We start from the raw sequence: 25775 nt of genomic DNA on the forward strand, positions 1-25775 counted from the left end.
AAGGATGAGCATCATGGCAAATGTTCTCTATATTACTGCACACCCTTTAGCTGAAGACGAATCACTTAGCATGGCTGTTGGGAAAGAATTTATTGACGTGTATAAACAAACACATCCAGAAGATGATGTGGTTCATTTAGATTTATATCAAGCAGATATTCCATACTTAGATGCAGACGTATTTAACGGCTGGAAAAAGCTTCGTTCTCACTCTTCCATCCAGGATTTATCAACGGATGAACGATTAAAAGTGGGACGATTAGCTGAACTAGGCGGACAGTTCGTACTCGCTGACAAATATATTTTTGTCACGCCAATGTGGAATTTCTCTGTTCCTGCGATTATGAAAACGTACATTGATGCGATTACCGTGTCAGGTAAAACCTTTACATATACAAAAGAAGGCGCTCAGGGATTGCTTAAAGGAAAAAAAGCAATTCACATTCAATCCCGCGGAGACGTGTATTCAGAAGGCCCTGAAATGGCAAGAGAAATGGGACACCGCTATTTAGAAATCATGATGGACTTCTTTGGAATTGAAGCGTTTGAAAGCATTATTATTGAAGGGCAAGTAAAATTCCCGGATCAAATTCCGCAAATCAAAGAAAAAGCACTCCAAAAAGCCCATTCAATGGCCAAGACGTTTTAAATTCAATAAAAATTAAAAAGACCTCGAAGCAGATCGAGGTCTTTTTCTTTACTCTTCCCTCCCTTATATTTCCCTTGAAATAATGATCATCTTCCTGCTCGTTTTACGCTAAAAATAGATTTAAAGGAAAGATGAAACGTTGTTATTCTTTGTTACTATTAATAACGTACGAAACAAAAATACACGTTTTTTCTTTTTCGTTTTTTAATTATCTACGTTCAAAAAAAATAGTTCCTTTAAATGAATAAGATTTAAAACCACGCTTTAAATAGAAATAAACCTTTTATTTTAAAGGGTTTAGCTACTAAACCCAAAAGCGTAATACTCTTAAAAACGTTTTTGAACATGATAAAACCCAATAAAAAACCTTTGACTAAATTTGTTACGTAAGTTACTATTAATAACGTAGTAGATGTTTTCGAACATATTATCTTTAATTCATGAAACAACATTTATATATTGAAGACGGAAAGGTGAAAAGAATTATGGCAAAAGTATTATATATTACAGCAAACCCTAACGATGCTACGCAATCATTCAGTATGGCTGCGGGAGACGCATTCATTAGCGAGTATAAAGAAGTAAACCCAACGGATGAGATTGTTCACGTTAATTTATATCAAGAACATATCCCTCACATAGACGGCGATGTATTCAGCGGATGGGGTAAACTTGGAAGCGGCGCAGAATTTGACGCGCTTACTCCGGAAGAACAGCGCAAAGTTGCTCGTTTAAACGAATTAAGTGATCAATTTGCTCAAGCGGATAAATACGTATTTGTTACACCAATGTGGAACTTCTCATTCCCACCGGTAATGAAGGCATACTTAGATTCTGTAGCAGTAGCTGGAAAATCATTTAAATATACAGCAGAGGGTTCTGTTGGTCTATTAACAGATAAAAAAGCGTTCCATATTCAAGCAAACGGCGGTATCTACTCTCGCGGCCCTGCTGGTGAATTAGAAATGGGTCACCGCTATATGCGCATTATGATGAACTTCTTCGGCGTTCCTTCTATCGGAAGCCTATTTGTAGAAGGACAGGCTGCAATGCCAGATAAAGCACAAGAAATTAAAGAAGACGGCATTGCTCGCGCTAAAGAAGCTGCACGTACGTTCTAATAACAAATATAAGCATAAAAAAAGGAACATCTCCCCGTGTTCCTTTTTTTATGCTTGCAATTATATCTTTGCTTCCTCGCGCAGCAGCGAATAAACATATGTATCAAACGGGATGCCGTTTTGGAGCAGGTACTCTCTTAGGGTCCCTTCTTTTTTAAATCCTAATTTGCTCAACAAGGCGATAGATCCACTATTTTGCGTAAATACAATCGCTCCTATACGATTGTATTGAAGTTCGTTGAAGCCATAAGAAATCGCTTCATGAACGGCTTCTGTTGCGTATCCTTTGTTCCAATACTCCGGAAAAAGAGCATAGCTTACGTTTGCTTTCTTATGCCCAGGAGACCACTCTTGAAACCCTATTGTTCCAATCAGCTTCTCTTTTCCTTTTAGCTGAATCCCCCATTTAATTAATTGTTTTTCTTCGTAGCCTTTGGAAAAATTTTTAATGATCTCCTTCACTTGGTTGATCGATTCTAAAGGTTTTTGCCCGTAATAGCGCAGCACCTCTTCATCAGAAAAGCATTCTAAAATCTCACCGGCATCATCTTCTACAATTTTTCTTAATATCAGCCGTTTTGTCTCTAATTCCGGAAACATTTTCTTCCCTCTTTTCTGCGCAGCTTATCTATCTACGGTAAACCATACTATTCTCCTCTCAACTAGCAACATCCTGCTAAAACCTTACCCGGGAGGACTCATTTCCTATCCAAATAGTCGATTTACAGCGGAGATAGTGGTATTTTATATAGTGGGCATAAGTTGCTTTTTATCAACACAGAGGCGGTGAACGCAGAAATGAACCAAGATAAAGAATTGCTGTCCACGATACAAGCTCTTCAAAAAGAGCTGCAGCAAGAAAAAGAAAACCGTGCGTATATGCAAAAAGATATGGACGAACTAAGAAGCGCTTTATTACAATCAGAACAAGTAAAACAAAACTTAATTGATCAGCTAGAAAAGAAAGTCGATTTGATTTTAACGTTGATTCAAAAAGGAGACGCATAAAGGAATGGATTTTTTTAAAAACAGCAAAATACTATACACTATTGTGGCACTTGTTATTGCCCTCATCGCTGTATTTACCAACAATTCGCCCATTTCTCTCATTCAGCAGCATGAAAATTCAAGCAGTACATCGAGTAGCACATCGGACACTACACCAAGCAACCAATGCTCTGCAGAGACTCAAAGCGACAGGTTATTTACCGGCAAAGAACTTGTCTTACAAGAAGGAAATGATAAATACGGATATTGCCACATTATCGCGCATATGCAAAAACCAGGCGTTGACAACTATCAAGGTAAAAGCCAATTCAGTAAGTATTTAAATGAAAAACAAGCGATGTCTGTTGCTGAAGAAGTTATCAACGAAGGCGAAGACGGCACCAACAATAAATCTGGCAACTACGTGAAAGAAAAGTATATTAGTTCTTTGAACCAAGAAGTTAGAGTTGTGTATACCGACTACAGAGGCAAAGACTACGACTACAGCGTAACCACCATGTATCCAATCGGTCATTAACCCTAATATAAATATATGAAATGAAAAAAGCAGGCTCAAGCCTGCTTTTTTTTTCATTTCATTATCTACATCTACAGCTCTAGAAAGTTAATAATTGATTTAAAGTCTATTTAATATGTAAAAAATCCAACTTTAGACTATGAAATTTTGGAGATATGACAGTAGCACTTTTACCTCTTGGACATATTCTAAATATAAAAAAGAAACAGCCCCTTGCTTCTTTTTTAAGAAAGAGGTTAAAAAATGAGTAACAAGTACAAAGTTAGAAAAAACGTATTATCTCTTACAGACACGGAAAAAAGAGATTTTGTTCGTACCGTGCTAATACTAAAGGAAAAAGGAATATACGACCGCTATATAGCGTGGCATGGTGCGGCAGGTAAATTTCATACGCCTCCGGGCAGCGATCGAAATGCAGCACATATGAGTTCTGCTTTTTTGCCATGGCATCGTGAATACCTTTTACGATTTGAGCGTGACCTTCAGTCAATCAATCCAGAAGTAACCCTTCCTTATTGGGAATGGGAAACGGACGCACAGATGCAGGATCCCTCACAATCACAAATTTGGAGTGCAGATTTTATGGGAGGAAACGGAAATCCTAAAAAAGATTTTATCGTCGACACCGGTCCGTTTGCAGCTGGGCGCTGGACGACGATTGATGAACAAGGAAATCCTTCCGGCGGGCTAAAACGTAATTTTGGCGCAACGAAAGAGGCACCTACACTCCCTACTCGAGATGATGTTCTCAATGCTTTAAAAATAACTCAGTATGATACGCCGCCTTGGGATATGACCAGCCAAAACAGCTTCCGTAATCAGCTTGAAGGATTTATTAACGGGCCGCAGCTTCACAATCGCGTACACCGTTGGGTTGGCGGACAGATGGGCGTTGTCCCTACTGCTCCGAATGATCCTGTCTTCTTTTTACACCACGCAAATGTGGATCGTATTTGGGCTGTATGGCAAATTGTTCATCGCAATCAAAACTATCAGCCAATGAAAAACGGGCCATTTGGTCAAAACTTTAGAGATCCGATGTATCCTTGGAATACAACTCCTGAAGACGTGATGAACCATCGAAAGCTTGGGTACGTATACGATATAGAATTAAGAAAATCAAAACGTTCATCATAACCCGTTCTAGAAACAGCGGTATGCAATCAAAAACAGATAAACCTCTTCCCTTCTGATATAACTTATAAAGCCCCAAGCACCGTAAAACTCACTGCTTCATTTCCACTCACCATAAAATATAGTTAATTAACCATAATTGGGCTGTGAATAAGCTTCATATAAGGACCTTGGAACATATGAATAAGTTATCAAAGCTTTATAAAAGTTTTATAAATGAAGGGAAGATATTAAAATGCATAATAACGTAAACGCACCTTTTAGTTCTAATGAAAATATGCCGTTCTCACCTGCTATGGCTCACCACGCCTATACAGCTCCTGCTTATGAGCACATGATTCCACACTGCGGGTATTCAATGCCGGACTATGGATATATGGTTCCTGAATGTGGATATGGCGTTCCTCACCACGGATGTAATGGTTTTGCCATTATCATCGTACTGTTTATTTTACTCATTATTATTGGTGCATGTGGTTGCGGTTTCTGGCACGATGAGTGTTAACCTAAAAAACTCCAGTATAAATACTGGAGTTTTTTCATGTCTTAATAGGCGGCAGGCACCTTCAGAATTCTATAGCGTTTCATCCAAATCTAGCGGTCTCAGCTTCTCTTCGATTTCTTTGCGCTTCGGCTCTAAAAATGGCGGCAGGGCTAATGTTTGGCCCATCGTTTCAAGCGGTTCATCGGTTGCAAATCCAGGTGTGTCCGTTGATAATTCAAATAAAATGCCGTTTGGTTCTCTGAAATAAAGTGCTTTGAAATAGTATCGTTCTACTTTACCGGAATTCGGCAGACTGTTTTCATTTAATCGAGCTGCCCACTTATTGTATTCTTCTTCATTTGGAACACGGAAGGCAACGTGATGAACACCACCGCGCCCTAAGCGAACTTTTGGCAAATCAGGTCTCGTTTCAATATGAACTTCGGCTCCGCTTCCGCCTTCACCAGTTGCATAAACCAAAATATCTCTATGATCTCCTGCAAGAGATGGATAAGAACCCACGTAGCGAAATCCCATAATATTTGTCAGTACGTCAACCGTTGGTTCTGGCGTACCCACCGTTAGGGTGACCGGTCCTAAGCCTATAATCGCATGTTCTAACGGAATGTCTTCGCGCTTCCACGGCACGCCTGCTCTTACCCCTTTTTCACCGTTGTCCGCAACAAGAAGCAAGCGTGTGCCTTCATAATCTTTAAATGCTAACGTGTCACGATTAGCTCTTTTAGCTATTTCTTCATACTCTACTCCGTACTGCTCAAAGCGCTCTTTCCAAAAGTATAAAGAATCCGTACTTTTAACACGAAGCGACACGGTTGAAATGTCAGATGCACCTTCATGTGTTCTTGCAAGCCCTGGGATATCAAAAAACGTTACTTCCGTTCCTGGCGTCCCTTCTCCATCTGCATAAAACAAGTGGTAAGACTGAGTGTTATCTTGATTCACCGTTTTTTTTACTAATCGCATGCCTAACACTTTGGTGAAAAACTGATAGTTTTTCTCAGCTTTCCCCGTCAAAATAGATACATGATGCAACCCTAACAATTCCATCTGTTCCGCCTCTTTTCATAATATATAAATTTTTTAACTTCCACTAAAATTATCTTTAATTTAATTATCTTTAATTAAAGATAATTTTAAAGGATATACAGCCCCTTTGTCAATAACAAGAAAATGTTGTGAACATAAAAAGAAACTAAACACATAGTTAGTTTCTTTTTATCTTCCCTTTAACAAACTGCTGATCTTTTCCAACAGCGGTTACTTCTTAAACACGCGCTCCACATTTTGCTTCATCAGCTCCGCAATTTTCGTTTCATTTTCACGGGACGTCTGCTCTAACTTTTCGATGACTAGCTGCTGTCTTTCTACTGAATGATTTTGACTTAGCTTTTGCTTGCCTTCCATTTTGCTGATGTCGATTTTAAACCCAATGATTCCTTTGCTTAAACTATTCATATAAGCAGGATCAACGTCATTTAGTGTATATGTACTGCTCGGGCTTTCATATTTCTCCACCATCTTCCTCAGCAGCCCAAGCAGTTCTGTTGGTTCTTCAATCATTTTCATGGTGCCATACACGTGAACAGCTTCATAATTCCATGTTGGTACAGCTTGATTCGTTTCATACCAAGACGGTGAAATATAACAGTGAGGCCCTTGAAACACAACCAAAATTTCTTGATTTTCAGCATCTTTCCACTGCTGATTCGGACGAGCAAAATGTCCGTATAAAGCTTTTTCTTTCCGGTTTAACATCAGGGGCAAATGAGTAGCATAAGGCTTTTCATTATGATACGAAAACAAAGTGGCGAACCCATTGTCTTCAATAAAATCATACATTATTTGTTCATCATTCACTTTGAAATACTTTGGAATATACATCGACGCTTCTCCTTTATCTCTTATTTAGTAAAAGATATAATACTATACGTGTTTGCAACAGCGTCAGTTATGAACTTTTTATGGAGGTCAGCAAGCATTTAACCATTTATGAATCGATTTTTTAAGAAGCTTATGCTATACTGCTGTGACGTAAACCGCTGATTTTCTATATGTATTTATTTAGCACATGATGCAATTAGATACCTGTTAGTTAAAAAAAGCTTCAGGAACTCAAAAAAAGAAGAGCTTGTTTAAAACAGCTCCTTTCTCACGTTTATCTATACAATTGAGGATTTTTTTCTCGTTTGATAGGGCCGCCTTTAGCTATATGCCACTCAATGACGCGATCCGTCAAACGATCGTATACGTCGTCTTCTAAATACGGATCTTCTGCCGAAGTGAGCAAGGTGTGAACATCGGCTTTTATTTCAGCTAAAGCAGCTGAGCTAAATACCGCAGGTTCATTTAATACGTCTAGTATATATAACACCAGCATCTCAAATCCGCCGTCCCAATTGGCATTCCCGTTGCCTTGAGCTTCACAGCGAAGCTTTTCAATGGCCCGGATGACTTCTCCTTCTACGATATCCGACTGCCCATTTCTCGGGACGTAGTTTAACCATAGTTCTTTTGCTTCATCAAAATATTTCATTCTGCACTCCTTCTTTCAGAATTTTATTCCTTTTTATGTTTTTGATTCATTGCCGTTCCAAAAGCAACACCTAAGGACGTTCCGATCGCAATACCAAAGCCAATATTATCCATCAGCATCCCAAGAGAAGCCCCCATCGCAACGCCCAGACCTAGTCCCAGTCCTAGATAATTTGTCTTTTTCTTTTCTTCAGACAAAAAAACCTCTCCTTTTTCTACTATTTTATTGATACCTTTTATACGTAAAAACCGCGCTAAAAGTTTCATAAAAATGGAAAAAAGCAGTCGCTGTAACTGCTTTTTAAATGATGAGCTGATAAATGGCCTCTCCGAGCAGCAAGAACCACGTAAGCATGCAGACACTCCAAATACGTACATCGTTTTACGTGCAGAAAAATACAAACAACTCAACAGGGAAAGGTATCCAAAACTTAAGAAAAGGGCATTTTAAAAATAACGAAATTTTTCTTACTTAAAAGGATGGATTACATTGACACCAAACCAACAGGAATATCTAAAAAAGATACATAGCATACAAGAAAATCTAGCCAAAACGTGGGCTGAATATTGGCAACACTACTCCACTCCAGGCTCTTGGCAGTTTTGGGTTACCTTGGGCGCTTTCATTTTACCTTTAGTCATTCTCTATTTTTTAATTGACCGAAAAAAAGCCTTTCACTTAGGGTTTTATGGATTTAACGTGCACGTTTGGTTTCACTATAGTGACACCGCTGGAGTTTATAACGGGCTGTGGACGTATCCTTACCAAATCAACACAATCATACCCGTAAGCTTTAGCCTAGATGCTTCGCTTATTCCTGTCTCTTTTATGCTTCTTTATCAATGGACAATTAACCATCATAAAAATTACTATGTATATGCAACTGTTCTTTGTTTGTTTTTTGCTTTTATTTTCAAACCTCTATTAACAGGGATTGGCTTTTTCCAGCTGCATGAATGGGCTACTTACGGTTATTTATTTGTATTTTATCTCGGTGTGATACTGCTATCAAAATGGATTACCAATCTGTTTCTTTATTTTGAAAAACAGCATTAAATTTGATAAGCGTCATCAATAAAAAACGTAAGCATCTTCAAAAGACCTTACGTTTTTTTGATTGTTTTCTTACTAGTTGTCTGCCTTCTCAAAAAATAGAAGGCTTTTCTCATTGTTAATTTAGAACATGCTGCATCTAGCAATAATAAAACTTCTGTTAGCAGCAAACTAAGCCCTGCTTAAATTAGCGTTGTATAAGTCCATTAAACTGCTTAAATCATCCAGCAACGGGCAGTGGCCTACGCCTTTCATAATTTTTAACGTCGCGTTTTCCCCTATGCCTTTTGCGATGTCAGATGCATCTCTTGTGGAAACCATCTTATCTTCATCGCCTTGAATAACCATAGTAGGAATCGTAATTTTTTCCACCTCTCCTGTTCCTTCCACAACACCATTAAAATCGTTTGAAATATTAAATCTCATGAGTGCGTAATTGATATCAATTAAATTTCGCTGCTTGATCGTTCCTTCTAAATATGTTTCAAATTGATCAGCAGACGGCTTATTTTTTGTATATAAAAATTGACGCAGCATCATTTTTAAAAACCATGTGTTTTTTGTTTCTTTTGCGTTTTCTACCATTCTAAATGCTTCTTTTACTTCTTCTTTGGTTTGTATAAAGTTGTTAGGAATCGGCAGTTCTAGAAACGTTCTTCTTGGGATCGGATAGCCTTTGATGTTGACGGAGCTTAATAAAATTAATTTTTTGGCATCATCAGGATGATCAATCACATATTGCATAGCAACTGCTCCTCCTAATGACCACCCGCTTATTGTAAAAGCAGACAACTTTAAAGCATCTGCAAACAGTTTGACATCATCTGATAAGTCTTTGATTGTGTGAATAGGTGTATGATAAGTGGAGTCTCCAAATCCTCTTAAGTCGATCGCATAAGCTGTGATATGTTCTGGAAGTTCGTTCATTAACACATCCCAGTTAAGGGAAGAATTCATGTTTCCGTGAATTAACAAAAGTACCTCTTTTCCGCCTTTTTTCATTCGGTAATTGACTGTTTCTCCATTTGATAATTCTACTTTTGCTTGTTCTAAAGCAGATACGGTCATCGCTATTTTCCTCTTTTCTTATATAATTAGAACGATCGCTAGCATTTATTTTTTAATACCCTATTTATCAAGATTTAAGCAGTTAGAAAGAAGTTGTGCAAAAGCCAACATAATGCTATGTCATTCTACTTGCTAAAAAAGACAGCCAAATACGCGATTTGGCTGCCTTTTTATAGTGAAGAAATATACGAATGAGCAACAAGGCCATTACTTTTTCGGTGCGTCTAACGCTTGATAGGCAAGCTGGTATTTCCCGCCTTCAGCTACTTCTGCATGGTACAGAGCTTTAAGAGCAAAGTTTTTTTCAAGGCTGTGCTCTTTCATCAGTCCATTCAGCTTACCTTGCAGTTCCTGATTGTCTTTAATGAGCTGCTTCATCTGTGATTTTAAATATTTCATGGTGTTTTCCGCTCCTTTCACTTGATGAATATCTATCAAGTATATCACTTAAGGATAGGATAATGGTAAAACGACTTACGATTGACCAATTAAATCTCTACCGCTCTGTTCTTTAAACGTCCTACAAGCGGAACGACGATGATACCGGCAATAACAACTTGCATCACATTCCCCGGTATAGAGCCAAGCGGAAGGATCCAGTTATGATAAAGAATCACTTCGGCAAAATAGTAGCCTACGATTTTTACAATCAGCGCAGCAGCAACTGCCAGTGTGTTCACAAGTGCTCTTTTACCAGGTGCTTTTTCTGAGATAAGACCTGCTAAAAAGCCCATTGCCCCTACGATAATAAACGTAAACGGCGCCCATGCTGTCCAGCCGGAGATGAGGTCGAATAAACCCATTCCAAAAGCCCCGGCGATGGCTCCTGTTTTTTTGCCGTAAAGAAAGGCTGCTATAAAAAGAGGAACGTTGCCTAAATGGATGAGGCCTCCGTTACCCATGATTGGAAGCTTGATGTTGATAAACATTGTCGCTACAAACGTCAGTGCGATAAAAAGTGCATGCATGGATAAAGCTTTGATTTTGGTTGATTCTCTTGGTGAGTATGTTGAATTCATTTGTTGGCCTCTTTCTTTTTTACTACTATCATACTCCTAATTACATACTTAATAAATACGTAAAACTATTTATTTAGTAAGATATATCATTCTAGCAGCACAAAGGGATCGGCCAACTTCAAAAATTGTCCTATCCGTTCTTAAAAAAATAAAGCTTCCTCAGCTTCCTTTAGCAGACTGCGGAGCCTAATTTTTGTTATGGTAAAGAGTCTGTTCGGGCATAATATGAGCAAATCGTTCTTTTTCAAGAGTTGACGAAGGCTGATAAATATGAGAAGTTATATGTTTGTAGAAATGAATGGAATAACCTAGAATTCCAGCGGAACCTGTTACTATAATTGTACTGATATTGACCAAGTTCGTTCAGATTGTGGCAGTCATGATTTTTACATACAGCAAGCAAGTTATAGGAGGAGCAAGAATGGATAATAACGATATTTTAATTAGATTACGATATGCCTTGGATTTAAAAAATACAGAAATGGTAGAGATCTTTAATCTTGGCGGAGTAGACGTAACAAAAGAAGACGTATTAAAGATCCTTACGAGAACGCCGGACGAAGAAGACGAGGATGCAGTTCATGAGGACGAACACATCACGTGCAGTAACAGTATGCTAGATTCTTTTTTAAACGGTTTTATTACCTTTAAAAGAGGAAAGCAAGACCCTAAACCGGGGCAAGCACCTCCAGCGCCGGTTCAGAGCAATCAAAATATGTATAACGTCTTATTAAAGAAAGTGAAAATTGCTTTGTCCCTAACCAGTGAAGAGATGTTAGAAGTATTTGATGACGGTGGCATACGTGTATCCAAAGCAGAATTAGGTGCTTTATTACGAAAAAAAGGCCACAAAAATTACAAACCGTGCAAAGAGAATTTCGCACGAAAATTTCTAAGAGGCTTAACCGTACAATATAGAGGATAAAATGATACACACTTTTTCAAATCAGAGTATCCATTATGAAATACGATATAAAAACCGAAGTTCTTTTGCGATTAAAGTAGACGGATACGGAACGGTCGAAGTCCTTGCTCCTAAAGGAACCTCTACTGAACAAGTACGTATGTTATTAGAGAACAACTGGGCATTGATTCAGCAAAAGATAAACGAAATGAAAGATAGAACGCATGGACCAAAGAAAAAAGTCTATGAACACGGAGAACGCTTTTTGTATGTAGGAAAAAACTATCCCATACAGATTCATCACGATTCGACCATTACAAAGGATTCTGTAGTGTTTGAAGCCAACACGCTTCAGATTTATGTCAATCAGCACGACGATGAAGCGATAAAACAAGCGCTCAAACGCTTTTACTATCAGCAATGTAAAGCGCTAGTAACCAAGAGTATCTCCTCCTATCAAAAACATTTTAAAACAAAGCCGCGCTCCATTTCGATTTCCAATAGCAAAAAAGCGTGGGGCACGTGTGATTCCAAGCGTCAGCTAACTTTTAACTGGCGGCTGGCAATGGCACCTCAGCACGTCATTGATTACGTAGTCGTTCATGAAATGTGCCATATGGTTCACATGAACCATGACCGGTCTTTTTGGCGCCTTGTCGGGAAAATCATGCCCGATTATCGTGAACAAGAGCACTGGCTGGAAATGTCGAACTGGGAAATGACGGTGTAGCACCGCTAAATAAAAAAGAGCAGACGCCCAGGGGCATACTGCTCTTTTTTTATCTTTAACTATAGCGATATTTTCTTAAATCTTTTAAAATAGAAATTTCTTTTAACAATTCTTCTCCGACGTTTGTTTCTAAAACCATTTTTCTTTCTAGCTCTTTGTCAACCAATCGCTTTACGGATAAGACGTCCGTTCCTTCTAATAAAATCTCTTCTTTTGAATTAAAGTGTTTGTGAGCGACTAGCTGCATGCCGTAAGAATTATATAATAATGTATATCCAGCAATCCCTGTTGTAGACTGATACGCTTTTGAAAAACCGCCGTCAATAACAATCATCTTTCCATTTGCTTTGACCGGGTTTTCTCCTTCAATTTCTTTGACAGGCGTATGACCATTAATAATATGACCGTGATCAGGATTCAGATTAAATTCTGCGAGGATGTTTTGGCAGACTTCCTCATTTTCCCGTAAATAGTAGTATGGATTCTTCTTCTCTTTATGCGTTGTTTTATCACTGATAAAATATCGTTCAAACGTCGTCATTGCGCGTTTCCCAAAGAGTGATGAATATTCTCCTGTCCATAGGTACCAGACCATATCTGTGGCCAAATCATCCGTTTCTTCAGGATGTGCAAAAGCCTCTTGCAAATAATGTTCAAACACATCAAGCAAGTTGCGGCCTGCATACGTTTTATCTTCTATCGTCATTTTCTCCATGTTTCCTTCTTCATCTAAAGGAATGCAGCCGTGTATTAATAAGTTTCCGTTGTATTTTAAATAAAGGCTGCCTTTTTTCATCAGAAACTTCATATGTCTCGCCAGTTTTTCCGAATGCTGCACGGAAAGCAGCAGTCTTTCCATTACCTGCTCTTCTTCTTCTAATAGCTGATCAGGCTGCGCCGGATTAACCGTTGCAAAGCAGCTGTTTTCTAGCGGATACGTGTTTCCGTATATCGTAATTTCATTTTTATCATAATCAATTTTTTCAAGCAACAGCCTTTCTGACATATTAAAGAAAGGACGTCTTTTTATAATCGGACTTTCAAGCTTGAACTGAATCATCGCAATGGCCTGATGAATTTTCGTAATTTGCAGTCGCTCGTGATCGGATAGTTTGTCACTCGAGCTTACTTTTGGTCTAAAAGCAGGATTGTCATCATAATATTTCTCCGCCAAGTTAAGCAGCGGTCTCAGGTTAATGCCATATACATCTTCAATAATATCTAGATTGTCGTATCTCGCGCAGATACGAATAATATTAGCTAAGCACACTTTTGAACCCGCAAAAGCGCCTAGCCACAGCACATCGTGATTTCCCCACTGAATATCAACAGAATGATAATTAATGAGCGTATCCATAATTTTATCCGGCTCAGGTCCACGGTCATAAATGTCCCCTACTACGTGCAGATGGTCCACAACCAACCTTTGCGTCGTATAAGCAAGGCCTATAATAAGCTTATCGGCTTGTCCTAGAGAAATAATCTGCTGAACAATCTTTGTATAGTACTGTTCTTTATTTGTAAATTCATCCGTTTTATATAGCAGTTCTTCAATAATGTACACAAATTGATCCGGCAATGCTTTACGCAGTTTAGAACGCGTGTATTTAGAAGAAGCGTACGAAATGAGATTAAGCATACGATCAATGATTTCTGTATACCATTGATAGAGTTCCTTTTTGTTTCGAAACTGTGCTTTAATCAACGGTAATTTTTCTTCAGGGTAATACACTAATGTCGCAAATTCATTGATTTCTTTGTCAGATAATACATCTTTAAAAAGGTCTTTGATTTTCTCTTTTACATTTCCTGAACCATTTCGCAGCACGTGCTGAAAGGCTTGATATTCGCCGTGTAAATCACTGACAAAATGCTCGGTCCCCTTTGGCAGATGAAGAATAGCTTCAAGGTTAATAATTTCGGTTACCACTTTTTCTTCCGTATCATACTTTTGTGCAAGTAAATCTAGATATTTTGTGTTCAAAACTATGTATCCCCTTTCAACGTTCACCATTTAGTATAATCACCGTTATAACCCTTTAAGATAAATTGTGATTATAATGTTACGCACCTCTTATTTAACTCTTTTCTCTCCATGCCTCACCTCTTTATTTTAACCTATTTTACGTATAGGTAAAATGGTATAAAGTCTATTTGTCTATAAAGATTTCCCGGTCTTTTCCCTTACCTCATAGAGAAAGTGATACTATAAAAAAAACCTGCTGATCTCAGTCAGCAGGTTCGATACATATGAAAGAAGCGCACATAATCAAGAAAGTTTACTCCGACTTCTACACAATAACAGATTTTTTCCTTCCTAGCTGTGAGATATCTCACAGCGTTAAGACCTTGCTGGTGTTACAATAAAAATGACCTTTCTGAGACAGGAAAAGTCATCCTTTGTATTATATAAGAATCATCATTCTGTTGAATCTCTGTTCTTTTATGTTCAGAGATTTTTTCTGTTGGATTTGTTGGATGAAGAGAAAAATTATCACATTAATGTCTGCTGATACCTTATCCACCTTAATTCTGACCGTTTCACTTTTTTAGCATATCCGGTTTTAAAGCCCTCCGCTACGCAAGCGGATTTTGCGATATAAAAAAGCAGCGGATGTAAAACATCACGCTGCTTTTCTTATCTATACACCCCAACCTAAAAGTGGATTATTGCAGAGTGTTCGTACAAATGTAGTGATTGGTGAACTTAATGAATATTATTCTTTCTGAAATTACCGCCTTTAACTTCCGCTACGTCATATACTGTAACAAAAGCCGTTGGGTCAATTTCATTGATAATTTCTTTCATTTTACTTTCTTCCAAACGGTTGATTACGCATGTGATTTCCTTAAATTTTTCATGAGAATAACCGCCGTAAGCTTCTTTGTATGTAGCGCTTCGACCTAAACGATCACGTATTGTCTCTACCATTAACGCAGGCTGAGAAGTGATAATCTGGAAGGTTTTCGATCCGCTTAGCCCTACCTCTACGATGTGAATAACTTTGGATGCAATAAAGTAAGCAATTGCAGAAAGAATCGCGCCTTGCAGACCAAATACTAATGAAACGAAAATAAATACAAATGCATTTAAGAACAAAATAAGATCACTTGTTCCAAACGGCAGTTTTCGAGAAAGCAGCACGGCCAGCATATCGATGCCATCTAAGGCCCCGCCGTTACGAAGTGCAATTCCCATTCCAAACCCAAGGATAATACCGCCGACAACGGTTACGAGTAGTGTATCTCCTTCAATAATCGCTGGAGTGTGATGCATGAGGCTTGTACCGACAGCTAATGAAACGATTCCGAGGATTGAAAAGATGGCAAAACTTTTACCGATTTGTTGATATCCTAACCATACAAAAGGAATGTTGATAACGGCGATGAGAACCCCAAGTGGCAAGCCAAATAGGTTTGAAGCAACGATGCTAATGCCTGTTACCCCTCCATCTGAAACATGGTTTGGAATTAAGACAGTTTCTAAGCCGTAAGCTGCAATAATTCCTCCGATAATGACCATTAATGCTCGGAAAGCAATTTTTAGCCGCTTAGGCCTGTGATGTTTTTTAGTTGTGTTCATATAATTCCTCACTTTTAAATGTTTTTTACTATTTAAGTGTACCACAAACATTCTCTTTATTTGAACTAAGGAGGCTTACGTATCGTTTTTTAGCTCACATAGTGCAAACATAGATAAAAGAGAAATTGTAGCTGTACAGACTCTACCCTTGCAATAAGTCCCTATTTCTGTTAAGTTTAAGAAGAATTATTTTTGTTCGGCAAAGATTGATAAGTTACATAACTTTCGTCTATAGATTTGAGCAAGGATAGTAATACAATGTGTGCGTGTCACACTAGGAGGCAACAATTATGGAACAAGGTAAAGTAAAATGGTTTAACGCAGAAAAAGGTTTTGGATTCATCGAACGCGAAAACGGAGACGATGTATTTGTACATTTCTCAGCAATCCAAAGCGAAGGCTTCAAATCTTTAGACGAAGGTCAAGCAGTTACATTTGACGTAGAACAAGGTCAACGCGGCCCTCAAGCTTCTAACGTTCAAAAAGCGTAATCCATCATAAATATAAAAGACAGACTCCATGGAGTCTGTCTTTTTCATTTCCTTGAAAATGTCATAATAAAACCCTATCCACCGAGGAATAGGGCTTATTAATACAAAAATAGTAATCGCAATACAAATGGTAAATTCAGTATAGCACAGTATAGGCAAAATCCAAACTATAAATCAATATTTATTCATGTTTCATTAATTCTTCTTCAAAGAAAAACGTACTTGGATATTTATCCACTGTATAAGAGTATCTTTTCATATTTTTTACGTAATGGCTTTTTAAGATGATCACTTTTTCATTAGATGCTTTTATATTTACAATTTCTCCATTGGAAAATAAGCTTATACTCATATTCCTCATCCTCTCTCGTATCAAAAATAATCAAATTTTTAACTTTATTTATCGGGAAATATAATGTGTTAATCCAGCGAAGGATAGTTATTTTTGAGACCTTCAGGCGTATATGTACTCCTAAAGTATACAGTTTTATAACCATAAGGGGGTTTTTTCTATTTTTTAGGACACGGGATTTTACATATAGGTAGCTCTGCTTTGATAGCATTCTGTCTCCAATGTCTCTACTTATTTTTTACGTAATCTTTTTAAATTATTAAAATCCAAAGCAAAAAGACCCCTATGTGGAGTCTTTTTTAGTTTTAATTATGCTACTTTATGAACGTTAGCAGCTTGTGCTCCGCGTTGACCTTGTTCGATGTCAAACGTTACTTTTTGACCTTCTTCTAATGATTTAAAGCCTTCACCTTGAATAGAGCTGAAATGTACGAATACATCGTCTCCTCCTTCAATTTCGATAAAGCCGAAGCCTTTGTCTGCATTAAACCATTTCACTGTACCTTGTTCCATAATTGTTGCCTCCTGGTGTGGAATACTCCACGCTTGTATTACTACCCTTGTCCAACCATACTATCTTAAGATAAAAAATTCTATGGAAGACATTTCTCTTCTCTCAATCTTATACCGAACAAAAATAATTAACTTAATCGTAACATACAGAATCAAAGATAGCAAATACAGGGAATGGGATAAATGATTGAATGATAAAAAGAGCCTTCTCTATGCGATACAAGGAGAAGGCTCTTTTTAAGTGTTCATATTTTGCGCAGCAGTTAATGCAGCTGCTGTTTATTTACTTTATTTTTCTGTTTGCTCTGTGTGCCACCATAATGAATCTTTTGGATTTTCAACGGCTTCATTGTATTCAGATTTAGAAGCAACCGTTGGGTATGAACCTTTGAGTGATTTTCCTGCCGTGTTCGCAAACAGGAACAAGATTACGAAGAATCCAATGATGCTCACAATCGTTAAATAGAACGCTGGAGCCAAGTGATTGCCCGTTGCGTGAACTAACCATGTCGCAACCAATGGCGTCGTTCCACCAAAGATAGAAACTGAAACATTAAACGTGATCGCTAATGTACGGTAGCGAATATCTGTGTAGAACATTGTTGGCAGCGTTCCTGGCATTGTTCCTTCATACGTAGCAAGTAAAACACCTAGAATAAGAATACCGATTGAAACAAATACTAAACCATTTAAGTTGATTAAATAGAACGAAAAGGCTGACAGTAAGCTCAATCCGCCTAAACCGATTAAGAAAACTTTCTTGTTTCCGATTTTGTCGCTCAGTTTTCCAAACATAAGAGCAAGCGGCACCATTAAAATCATAACTGCCGTAATTAATACCGTACCAACTGTGTTTGATAAACCAATAATTTCATTCAAATAAGAAGGCATGTACGATAATAGCATGTAGTTTGTGATGTTAAAGAAAGCCACGGCTACGAAACAAACAAACACATCTTTTTTGTGATTTTTTAAAATAGAGAGGAAGCTTTCTTCTTCAACTTCGTCTTCATTGGAAAGTTCATTTTCAAAAATAGGTGTTTCCCCTAAACTTCTTCGTAAATAAAAACCAATAAGTCCTAAAGGCAATCCTAATAAGAAGGGAATTCTCCAGCCCCATGAGGCCATTTGTTTATCCGACAGAATAAAAAATAGTAAGCTAGCTAGCAGTGAAGCAAGAATATAACCAACAAGTGTACCGATTTCTAGTCCACTTCCAAGCACATTTCGCTTATTATCTGGAGACGATTCTGCAATATACACCATCGCACCAGCATATTCACCACCAGTTGAAAAACCTTGAATGATTCGTGCAATTAATAAAAGGATGGGTGCCCATATACCGATTTGATCATATGTAGGTAATAACCCAATGAGTAACGTGGAAAAGGCCATTAAAATAATGGTGGTGGTTAAAACGACTTTCCTTCCTAACTTGTCCCCAATTCTGCCGAATATAACACCGCCTAATGGACGCATTAAAAAGGCAATCGCAAATGTAGCAAATGTGAACACTAATTTGAGCTGATCATTTTCAACTGCGCTAAAAAAGTTTTGACTAATAATTACGGCTAAATATGAGTACAAGCCAAAGTCAAACCATTCCATCGCGTTTCCTACTCCTGTAGCAAAGACGCTTTTTTTAGCTTTGTCAATATCTACGACGTTAATTTTTTTCTTATTAAACTTCATTTCATTACGTCACCTCCGCGGTATACGATTATACAAGACTGAGTAGTAAAGTCAAATTTGACTTACTGTATTTCACACTTAAATGTGTTGTAACTCTCTTTATTTTTAAGTAAAAAACAAAAACTATTCATGTGATGTTAAATATTAAAAAAGGTTATGGCTAAAGGGATTGAAGCCAAAAAATGCTGAGGAAGGAACGCTAACAAATAAATGAATTAAAACCAAAATAAACTTTTTTTATTTCAACGTACAATTTATTGCTATTTAAAAAACGATTTTCACCTAAAATAGGGATCGTTTTCGATGGAATTACAGTCGCTGAATGTTGTTAAAGATAGCGCATTCATAATGTTATTGGTAGCAATTTCCACTCAGGTTATCTGACAATTATTGTTACAACCCATTAGATATAAGCTTTATTTTTGTAATAGATACCCTGTTTCTATTACAAAAATTATGTAGCCTTAAAATAAATATAAAGCTCGTTCTAACAAGTGCAGCAATGGATGATTCGGTCCATAGAATAAAACTTTAAGAGTTGGCTGGGATTCGAGGGATAAAAATTCAACTCCTTTCTCCGTATAATCATTCGTGGCTTCAAGTAAGTTTTCTACTGTAAAAGCAGGCTGGTTTATAGTGCTACTTTTGGAATATTCTTCAATTTGCGTAATATGCCAGCTCCACTCCCTCACCACGCTGTTTTTCCGGATAGAAAGATACTCTCTTTCTTCTCTTAGATACCCCATAAGACGAACTTTAAACCTAAATACACCCATATAGTTTTGAACATAAAGATTCAGACTTATTACATTTATTTACATTAAATAAGCGTTTTATCTGCGATAAAATAAAAAAATAGACCTTCGCTTAGAAGAAGATCTATTTTTTTACTTGCTTTATTTTTTAGTAAGGCTGCCATTTCGCTCTAAAACAGGGACTTCAATATCTACTGTGTTTGGATATTTAACTCCAAGCCCTGTATTTAAAGCCACAACCGTTTCGTTTTCTTTGATCCATCCTTCTTCTCGTAAACGGCGTGCAGCTAGAAATGTAGCCGCGCCTTCCCGACAAATGAACGAACCTTCAAGCTGTGCAACCTTTTTTTGTTCTTCCACAATTTTATCTTCGTCGACCGCAATCGCGCATCCATTTGTATTGTATACAGCTTCTAAAACAAGAAAGTCTCCGATTGCTTTTGGTACGTTAATCCCAAAGGCAATGGTTGAAGAATCCGGCCAAAATTCAGATTCTTGTTTTCTTTCATTCCATGCTTTTACAATAGGCGCACAGTTTTCAGCTTGTACCGCAACTAAACGAGGAAGATCACCTTTAATCCAGCCAAGCTCTTTTAATTCATTTAACGCTTTATAGATGCCGATTAAACCAACCCCTCCTCCTGTTGGATATAAAATCACATCAGGGAGATTCCAAGAAAACTGTTCAGCAATTTCCAGGCCCATTGTTTTTTTACCTTCGATTCGGTACGGCTCTTTAAGCGTAGAAGCATCATATAGACCCCAGGCTTTAATAGCTTCACCGACAATTTTACCCGCATCGCTAATAAGTCCATCTACTAAGTAAAGGTCAGCTCCAGCGACAGCACACTCATTTCGTGTAATAACAGGCGCATCTTTTGGCATCACGACGGTTGCTTTTATGTCAGCGCGTGACGAATAAAGCGACCAAGCGGCTCCGGCATTCCCATTTGTAGGCATCGCTAACTGTTCAACGCCCAGTTCTTTTGCTTTTGACACCCCTACAGCGGCGCCTCTAGCTTTAAATGATCCCGTTGGAATAATGCCTTCATCTTTCATATATAAGTTTGGAATGTCCATTTCTTTACCCAGCTTAGGCATTTTTATAAGCGGAGTCATCCCTTCTCCTAAGGAAACGACATTTTTAGAATCTTCTACTGGAAGCAATTCATGATATCTCCATAGATTCGGTTCTCTGCTTTGGACATCTTCTGGACTTAGATTCTCTTTCAGTCTCTCTAAATCATACGCTACTAATAAAGGTGAGCCACATTCACATAATTGATATTTTTCTTTTGGACTATATTCTTTTTTACATTTAGGACAATATAAGTGAGAAACATAACTGAACGGCATCATACACACTCCTTTAAGGTTGGTAAACATTAAACATAATATCTTATATAAAATATTATAGTATTTTTATCAGAATTGTAAGGTATGATTTACCCATCATTTTTTGAATAGTAATAAAAGCATAAAAACCCCTGTTATAGTAGGGTTTTTATGCTTCTTTCCACTTTGTTTATATTCTTTTTTAAAAGTCAACATCAGTGAATTTAAATAAACACGCGAAAAGAAATGTAATTTGCACTTTATCTATAGGAATAATCATTTAAGAAGGAGTAACTGCTCTTCGAGTTTCACCACAGAAACGTTTACTGCTATTCAAAACAAAATTTACTTAGCAAGACTTTTCTTCAACTATTCAGTTTTTATCTATATGTTTAACTTTGTCAAAGTATATTTTTTATAAGATATTGACATTTTAGTAAGGTACCTTTACTATTTGATAAGGTACCTTATCTTTTTGAGAAGATAAAATTTTTTGTGCAGATAAGGATAACGTTAATTAGCAAGGAGGTTTTTACCATGAATGAAAGAGATAACGAATATTTACACGAGCAAGATTTGATTGATCAATTTTTCAGGTTCCAGAGACAGCTGGCAAGATACCAGCGACACTACTTTGTTAATCGAAGAGATGCTGGAGCACTAGGTGATCAGCACCGGGGGCAAGGACGGATATTAAAATTATTAAAATTGCAGCCTAAAACTACACAAAAAGAGCTGTCGTACTTACTGGATATGAGACCTCAGTCAATAGGTGAATTACTTAGTAAGTTAGAAAGAAAAGGTTACATTGTTCGTACGCCATCTGAGAAAGATCGGCGAGTACTTTCCGTTGAGCTAACAGAATCCGGACTAGAAGCTATCGAGGCTACGGAGGAACAAGACAATAACTCAGGCATCTTTGATGTTCTTTCAGAAGAAGAGCAGGATACTCTTTCACATTTAATGCAAAAGTTAAATACTTATTTAGATGAAGAAATGTTAAAACAAGGTCATGATGAAAATCAAGAATTTCGACGCCATAATGACCTACGAGGATTTGGACCTCACCACAGATTTTTTGGTGGTGATCCAGAGCATGGTCCAAGAAGTTTTGGGCGCGGACCTTGGGGAGATGGTGCTGAATTTAGAACACCGAGATTTAGAAACCCAAATCCCCGAGAGACTAATAGAGATAATAACGAGAAATGATTCACATGTTGTTTAGTGACTATTTCTACTAATTTCACGAGAGGAAACGCAATATGGAAAACATCTCAAATGTTGGAGAACAAGTTTCAAATAATAAAAACAATAAAGTATTAGTAATGGCTGGATTGATGATTGGAATCATTTTTTCTGAGCTTGATGAAACGGTGGTAAATACAGCCATGCCAACGATTATACGTGATCTTGGCGGATTATCTATGTATGGCTGGGTTGCAGGAATCTATATGCTAGCGCTATCTGCTTTTATGCCTATACTAGGAAAATTAGCCGATTTATTTAGTCAAAAAAAAGTCTACTTCGCTTCTATGGCCTTCTTTATTGGAGGATCTATTATATGCGGCCTTTCTCATTCTATGATTATGCTTTTAATTGGACGAGGAATTCAAGGACTTGGCGCGGGTGGCTTAATGCCATTAGCCATGACGATTTCGAGTGATTTATTCCCTGTTGAACAACGAGCAAAAGTTCAAGCGTTTATGGGTCCAGTTATGTTTATCCCTATGCTTTTAGGTCCGTTAATGGGCGGCTTTTTTGTAGATCAAGCAAGCTGGCACTGGATTTTCTTCGTAAATATTCCTGTAGGATTAATAGCAGTCATTTTTTTAGCAAGTGGGTTAAAAGAAACACATGAAAGAAAAAAAGTAAAGATTGATTGGGCTGGAGCCGTTCTTCTGGTAGCTGCGATCATTTCGTTATTAATTACGCCTGTTTTGGTCGAGAACGAAGGATATGCGTGGAGCTCTCCATTCATCATTTCGCTACTATGCGTAGGCGTACTTTTAATTGGATTTTTCATTTGGGTAGAATCAAAAGTGGTTGAACCTATCGTACCGCTGCATCTATTTAAAAATCGTAATATTTTAGTATTATCGCTGCTTGTTTTTACTGTAGGTTGTGGATTAATGGGATCATTCTCATCGTTCCCTTACTTTGCACAAAACGTATTAGGCCTTACCCCTACGGAATCTGGGTATTTAACTTTGCCCATGATGATAGGTGCTGTTGCAACCTCAATCGTTTCTGGATTTCTATTAACAAAAGTTCGGTACCGCGAATTATTCGTGATTTCTTTCATTATGCCTGTTATCGGCTTTTATTTATTTTCTAAGTTAAATATTAGTACCACTACCCTGCAGGTTATCGTTTTCTTTTTCATCACAGGGCTTGGCTTAGGCGTCATGTTTGGGGGAGATAACTTAATTGTTCAAGAATCCGTAGAAAAAGAACACAAAGGGATTGCATTAGCAACCGTTCCATTGTTTCAGTCTATTGGCGCAACTGTGGGAGTAAGTATGTTTGGTACACTATTATCTTCCACACTTACTTCAAAGCTAAGTAGTTTAGGTGATGAATTACCAAAAAGTATGGCAGATAATATGAATAGCCTGGTAGCAGGAGGAATTCCAAACGGCCTTACTCCAGAATTATTTATAAAAATCAAAGTTTTATTTATTGAATCATTTCAGCATATCTATACTTACGCGTTTGTGCTTACGATCATTTCCTTTGTTTTATGCTTCTTTCTAAAAAAAGAAGTGCTATCTTCAAAACCAGAAGAGGAATAAAAGAGATTCATACTTTAGTCAAAAGTTTATTTGTACAACGATGGTTCCCAAAAATGAAAAAGCCAATTCGAATTTAACTCGAATTGGCTTTTTTTATTAATAGATTAAAGATTTTACTTTAGTTATTTCGGAGTCATATTACTATCAGCTTTACTCTTGATTGTTCTTTCTTTTTCTTAAATAGATTTATTCGCACTCTCTTTCTTAAAGACTCCTATTAACAGCGTAACAAGTCCTACTAAAAAGAAAAACGGAAACAATAACATCATTAAGGCAACTCCTGCAAAACCTTCTTCCTGGCTAATTGCAAACAAAATTGAAACAGCCCATGAAAAGAACGGAGCTATGATCACTATGGTTGTTGTTCCCCACACTATATATTTTCTTTTAGCCGATTTTCCTTGGCTTAGTCCGCTTGCAAGCATCAGACCTAATACTAAAACAAGTAATGCAACTCCAATTGCCATTTCACCACCGCCTTTAGCAGCTATTTTATTTCTGACTTTAGAGAGTTTTCTTTTTTGCCTCTTGGGCGGAAATGAATACACTTGTAATCACGAGTAAGATCAAACCTTCTCCGATAATCATCAAACCTTTTATTTGAATGTCTAGAGCATCAAATCCGCTTACGTTGGCAAAAGCGTAAAAAAGTAAAAATAAACCGAATAATACAGTAACTAAGGAACTAAAAAGAGCAGCTATTCTTTTGTTACATACGATACTTACAAAAAGTAGTATCACAAACATTATACTAATGGCCATACAATTAGTTAGAATAAAAGACATACACACCCCCTTAAATACCTTTTTATTTCATTAATCTTACTCAAACCTAAACCCAATTCCACCATCTACAATAATGTTTTGACCCGTAACAAAAGAAGCGTCATCCGAGAGAAGCCACTTTACTGCTTTTGCCGCTTCAAGGGGATCACCAATTCTGCCTAGCGCGTTTAGCTTTTGATAGGATTCATTGAGCTTTGCTTTTTCCTCTGAAGTTAGATCTGAAAATCTTTCTTCTAACATAGGCGTACGAAATGCGCCTGGACAAAAAGAGTTAATTCTTATATGTTGATGGCCATATTCTTGAGCAACTGATTTCGTTAAAGCGATCACACCGCTTTTTCCAGCCGCATATACGCCAGTCCCCGCTGAGCATAAAATCGCATCCATTGATGATGTATTTACAATTACACCGCTGTTTTGTTTGGTCATTACCTGCAGCTGATACTTCATACAAAGCCATACACTTTTTAACGTAACGTTGATCAAATGGTCAAAGTCTTCTTCTTTGAATTCATGCGTAGCACTAGAGGACGCCTCTGTGTTAGCCGCATTGTTAAAGCCCACGTCAATTTTTCCAAATGTAGAGTATGTTTGGTTAACAAGGTTTTTAACATCTTAACTATTCGTCACATCGGTTTTGATAAAAAGAGATCGAGGAGACCACTTTTTTAATCTAGAAAGAGCTTCTTCTCCTTTTTCACTATTTCTAGAAGCGATCACAACATGCATGCCCTCTTTTGCGAGTAATTCCGCTGTTGCTAAACCAATCCCCGACGTTCCACCCGTAATAATACCTACCTTTTCTTCAAACATATCTTTCTCCCCTTTTGCGTTTAATAAGATCTCAACCAATTAAATTTAGCAGCATTATTAGTCACAAGAGTTATTCAGCTTTGGAGAGATTAATACCTGCTTCGGAACTCTAAAAAGAGAGTGAGACATAACTAAAGCAATTCAATCTACAGGCGAGCAAATTGGAGAAAAGAGCTAGTATAGGTCACTTGCTACACCGCTGTTGATTTCCGCGGGCGGCCGGTGAGCCTCCTCGTCACTTACGTTCCTGCGGGGTCTCACCTATTCCACTTTTCCCGCAGGAGTCTTCGCCCTGCCCTCCAATCAACCGCTAGAAGCACCCACCCACATAAACGAAACCTACGTTCATCACAACAACAAAAAATCCGAACGAGTTTGATTCTCCATCAAGAATCTCCATTCATCGTTCAGATTTTTCTTTA

Annotated in this window: 29 protein-coding genes and 1 pseudogene; 12 read left to right on the top strand and 18 right to left on the bottom strand. The window is 37.6% G+C overall.

Annotation, left to right across the window (positions count from 1 at the left end):
• The first annotated feature begins 13 nt into the window (after window positions 1-13).
• Together AC3WJG_RS01255 and AC3WJG_RS01260 are read left to right on the top strand one after the other, a co-directional pair.
• On the top strand, window positions 14-649 hold the full coding sequence (locus AC3WJG_RS01255) for an FMN-dependent NADH-azoreductase (RefSeq protein WP_028414603.1): 636 nt from the start codon (window positions 14-16) through the stop codon (window positions 647-649).
• A gap of 485 nt (window positions 650-1134) precedes the next feature.
• Window positions 1135-1770: an FMN-dependent NADH-azoreductase gene (locus AC3WJG_RS01260; protein ID WP_028409405.1), complete on the top strand. Its 636-nt coding sequence runs from the start codon at window positions 1135-1137 to the stop codon at window positions 1768-1770.
• Window positions 1771-1830: 60 nt separating this feature from the next.
• On the opposite strand, the gene AC3WJG_RS01265 is transcribed toward AC3WJG_RS01260, so the two are convergent.
• Window positions 1831-2370 carry a GNAT family N-acetyltransferase gene (locus AC3WJG_RS01265; protein ID WP_098332740.1) on the bottom strand — a complete coding sequence of 180 codons (540 nt, stop codon included), beginning with the start codon at window positions 2368-2370 and terminating at the stop codon, window positions 1831-1833.
• A 198-nt stretch (window positions 2371-2568) separates the two neighbouring features.
• Here AC3WJG_RS01265 and AC3WJG_RS01270 point away from each other — a divergent pair, with 198 nt between their 5' ends.
• The 4 genes from AC3WJG_RS01270 to AC3WJG_RS01285 all read left to right on the top strand — a co-directional run bounded on the left by AC3WJG_RS01270 (window position 2569) and on the right by AC3WJG_RS01285 (window position 4934).
• On the top strand, window positions 2569-2778 hold the full coding sequence (locus AC3WJG_RS01270) for a hypothetical protein (protein ID WP_028409407.1): 210 nt from the start codon (window positions 2569-2571) through the stop codon (window positions 2776-2778).
• A 4-nt stretch (window positions 2779-2782) separates the two neighbouring features.
• Window positions 2783-3295, top strand: a complete 513-nt coding sequence (locus AC3WJG_RS01275) for a hypothetical protein (protein WP_098247982.1) — start codon at window positions 2783-2785, stop codon at window positions 3293-3295.
• Between the two features lie 243 nt (window positions 3296-3538).
• A complete protein-coding gene (locus tag AC3WJG_RS01280) occupies window positions 3539-4432 on the top strand; it encodes a tyrosinase family protein (protein WP_028409409.1) in 894 nt (297 codons plus the stop codon).
• A 232-nt stretch (window positions 4433-4664) separates the two neighbouring features.
• A complete protein-coding gene (locus AC3WJG_RS01285) occupies window positions 4665-4934 on the top strand; it encodes a YjcZ family sporulation protein (RefSeq protein ID WP_034276228.1) in 270 nt (89 codons plus the stop codon).
• Between the two features lie 69 nt (window positions 4935-5003).
• Here the strand turns inward: AC3WJG_RS01285 and AC3WJG_RS01290 are convergent, their stop codons facing one another.
• The 4 genes from AC3WJG_RS01290 to AC3WJG_RS01305 all read right to left on the bottom strand — a co-directional run bounded on the left by AC3WJG_RS01290 (window position 5004) and on the right by AC3WJG_RS01305 (window position 7664).
• Complete coding sequence (locus AC3WJG_RS01290; protein WP_102813556.1) at window positions 5004-5981, bottom strand: ring-cleaving dioxygenase; 978 nt, start codon at window positions 5979-5981, stop codon at window positions 5004-5006.
• 210 nt (window positions 5982-6191) lie between these two features.
• Entirely contained in the window at window positions 6192-6815 is a 624-nt protein-coding gene (locus AC3WJG_RS01295; RefSeq protein WP_102813555.1) for an FMN-binding negative transcriptional regulator, read from the bottom strand.
• A 274-nt stretch (window positions 6816-7089) separates the two neighbouring features.
• Window positions 7090-7467, bottom strand: a complete 378-nt coding sequence (locus AC3WJG_RS01300; RefSeq protein WP_028409412.1) for a hypothetical protein — start codon at window positions 7465-7467, stop codon at window positions 7090-7092.
• Window positions 7468-7490: 23 nt separating this feature from the next.
• A complete protein-coding gene (locus AC3WJG_RS01305; RefSeq protein ID WP_180976346.1) occupies window positions 7491-7664 on the bottom strand; it encodes a glycine zipper domain-containing protein in 174 nt (57 codons plus the stop codon).
• A 292-nt stretch (window positions 7665-7956) separates the two neighbouring features.
• Here AC3WJG_RS01305 and AC3WJG_RS01310 point away from each other — a divergent pair, with 292 nt between their 5' ends.
• Window positions 7957-8523, top strand: a complete 567-nt coding sequence (locus tag AC3WJG_RS01310) for a CBO0543 family protein (protein ID WP_028409414.1) — start codon at window positions 7957-7959, stop codon at window positions 8521-8523.
• A 168-nt stretch (window positions 8524-8691) separates the two neighbouring features.
• Here AC3WJG_RS01310 and phaZ read toward each other — a convergent pair whose 3' ends face one another.
• The 3 genes from phaZ to AC3WJG_RS01325 all read right to left on the bottom strand — a co-directional run bounded on the left by phaZ (window position 8692) and on the right by AC3WJG_RS01325 (window position 10607).
• The gene (gene phaZ, locus AC3WJG_RS01315; RefSeq protein WP_098580053.1) at window positions 8692-9588 is read right to left on the bottom strand and encodes an intracellular short-chain-length polyhydroxyalkanoate depolymerase; all 897 of its coding nucleotides are present in this window, start codon (window positions 9586-9588) and stop codon (window positions 8692-8694) included.
• Between the two features lie 207 nt (window positions 9589-9795).
• On the bottom strand, window positions 9796-9987 hold the full coding sequence (locus tag AC3WJG_RS01320; RefSeq protein ID WP_013058089.1) for a hypothetical protein: 192 nt from the start codon (window positions 9985-9987) through the stop codon (window positions 9796-9798).
• Window positions 9988-10076: 89 nt separating this feature from the next.
• Window positions 10077-10607 carry an ECF transporter S component gene (locus AC3WJG_RS01325; protein WP_102813554.1) on the bottom strand — a complete coding sequence of 177 codons (531 nt, stop codon included), beginning with the start codon at window positions 10605-10607 and terminating at the stop codon, window positions 10077-10079.
• A gap of 421 nt (window positions 10608-11028) precedes the next feature.
• On the opposite strand from AC3WJG_RS01325, the gene AC3WJG_RS01330 reads away from it, so the two are divergent.
• Both AC3WJG_RS01330 and AC3WJG_RS01335 read left to right on the top strand, forming a co-directional pair.
• Window positions 11029-11532 carry a YehS family protein gene (locus AC3WJG_RS01330; protein ID WP_028409417.1) on the top strand — a complete coding sequence of 168 codons (504 nt, stop codon included), beginning with the start codon at window positions 11029-11031 and terminating at the stop codon, window positions 11530-11532.
• 1 nt (window position 11533) lies between these two features.
• Window positions 11534-12241: a M48 family metallopeptidase gene (locus AC3WJG_RS01335; RefSeq protein WP_098524806.1), complete on the top strand. Its 708-nt coding sequence runs from the start codon at window positions 11534-11536 to the stop codon at window positions 12239-12241.
• 55 nt (window positions 12242-12296) lie between these two features.
• Here the strand turns inward: AC3WJG_RS01335 and fbp are convergent, their stop codons facing one another.
• Both fbp and AC3WJG_RS01345 read right to left on the bottom strand, forming a co-directional pair.
• On the bottom strand, window positions 12297-14225 hold the full coding sequence (gene fbp / locus AC3WJG_RS01340) for a fructose-1,6-bisphosphatase (protein WP_060745226.1): 1929 nt from the start codon (window positions 14223-14225) through the stop codon (window positions 12297-12299).
• A 723-nt stretch (window positions 14226-14948) separates the two neighbouring features.
• Window positions 14949-15824 carry a YitT family protein gene (locus tag AC3WJG_RS01345; protein WP_013058095.1) on the bottom strand — a complete coding sequence of 292 codons (876 nt, stop codon included), beginning with the start codon at window positions 15822-15824 and terminating at the stop codon, window positions 14949-14951.
• Window positions 15825-16114: 290 nt separating this feature from the next.
• On the opposite strand from AC3WJG_RS01345, the gene AC3WJG_RS01350 reads away from it, so the two are divergent.
• Window positions 16115-16315 carry a cold-shock protein gene (locus AC3WJG_RS01350; protein ID WP_013058096.1) on the top strand — a complete coding sequence of 67 codons (201 nt, stop codon included), beginning with the start codon at window positions 16115-16117 and terminating at the stop codon, window positions 16313-16315.
• A 181-nt stretch (window positions 16316-16496) separates the two neighbouring features.
• On the opposite strand, the gene AC3WJG_RS01355 is transcribed toward AC3WJG_RS01350, so the two are convergent.
• The 5 genes from AC3WJG_RS01355 to AC3WJG_RS01375 all read right to left on the bottom strand — a co-directional run bounded on the left by AC3WJG_RS01355 (window position 16497) and on the right by AC3WJG_RS01375 (window position 20983).
• Window positions 16497-16667 (bottom strand): hypothetical protein, encoded by a 171-nt coding sequence (locus AC3WJG_RS01355; protein ID WP_169305199.1) that lies wholly within the window; start codon window positions 16665-16667, stop codon window positions 16497-16499.
• A gap of 309 nt (window positions 16668-16976) precedes the next feature.
• Complete coding sequence (locus AC3WJG_RS01360; RefSeq protein WP_013056405.1) at window positions 16977-17180, bottom strand: cold-shock protein; 204 nt, start codon at window positions 17178-17180, stop codon at window positions 16977-16979.
• Between the two features lie 288 nt (window positions 17181-17468).
• A complete protein-coding gene (locus AC3WJG_RS01365; RefSeq protein ID WP_013084113.1) occupies window positions 17469-18872 on the bottom strand; it encodes an MFS transporter in 1404 nt (467 codons plus the stop codon).
• A 464-nt stretch (window positions 18873-19336) separates the two neighbouring features.
• Entirely contained in the window at window positions 19337-19618 is a 282-nt protein-coding gene (locus AC3WJG_RS01370; RefSeq protein WP_337134248.1) for a hypothetical protein, read from the bottom strand.
• Between the two features lie 150 nt (window positions 19619-19768).
• Window positions 19769-20983 carry a threonine synthase gene (locus AC3WJG_RS01375; RefSeq protein WP_492588118.1) on the bottom strand — a complete coding sequence of 405 codons (1215 nt, stop codon included), beginning with the start codon at window positions 20981-20983 and terminating at the stop codon, window positions 19769-19771.
• A gap of 516 nt (window positions 20984-21499) precedes the next feature.
• Between AC3WJG_RS01375 and AC3WJG_RS01380 the strand changes: the two genes are divergently transcribed.
• Together AC3WJG_RS01380 and AC3WJG_RS01385 are read left to right on the top strand one after the other, a co-directional pair.
• On the top strand, window positions 21500-22171 hold the full coding sequence (locus tag AC3WJG_RS01380) for a MarR family winged helix-turn-helix transcriptional regulator (RefSeq protein WP_060745223.1): 672 nt from the start codon (window positions 21500-21502) through the stop codon (window positions 22169-22171).
• A 53-nt stretch (window positions 22172-22224) separates the two neighbouring features.
• Entirely contained in the window at window positions 22225-23754 is a 1530-nt protein-coding gene (locus AC3WJG_RS01385; protein ID WP_221841014.1) for an MDR family MFS transporter, read from the top strand.
• 176 nt (window positions 23755-23930) lie between these two features.
• Here AC3WJG_RS01385 and AC3WJG_RS01390 read toward each other — a convergent pair whose 3' ends face one another.
• The 3 genes and pseudogenes from AC3WJG_RS01390 to AC3WJG_RS01400 form a co-directional block, all read right to left on the bottom strand.
• A complete protein-coding gene (locus AC3WJG_RS01390; RefSeq protein WP_098659057.1) occupies window positions 23931-24221 on the bottom strand; it encodes a hypothetical protein in 291 nt (96 codons plus the stop codon).
• Window positions 24222-24258: 37 nt separating this feature from the next.
• A complete protein-coding gene (locus AC3WJG_RS01395) occupies window positions 24259-24540 on the bottom strand; it encodes a hypothetical protein (protein WP_225049459.1) in 282 nt (93 codons plus the stop codon).
• Between the two features lie 36 nt (window positions 24541-24576).
• A pseudogene (locus AC3WJG_RS01400) lies at window positions 24577-25353 on the bottom strand (SDR family NAD(P)-dependent oxidoreductase).
• Window positions 25354-25775 lie beyond the last annotated feature (422 nt).

The organism is Priestia sp. FW507-14D1A (assembly GCF_058781295.1).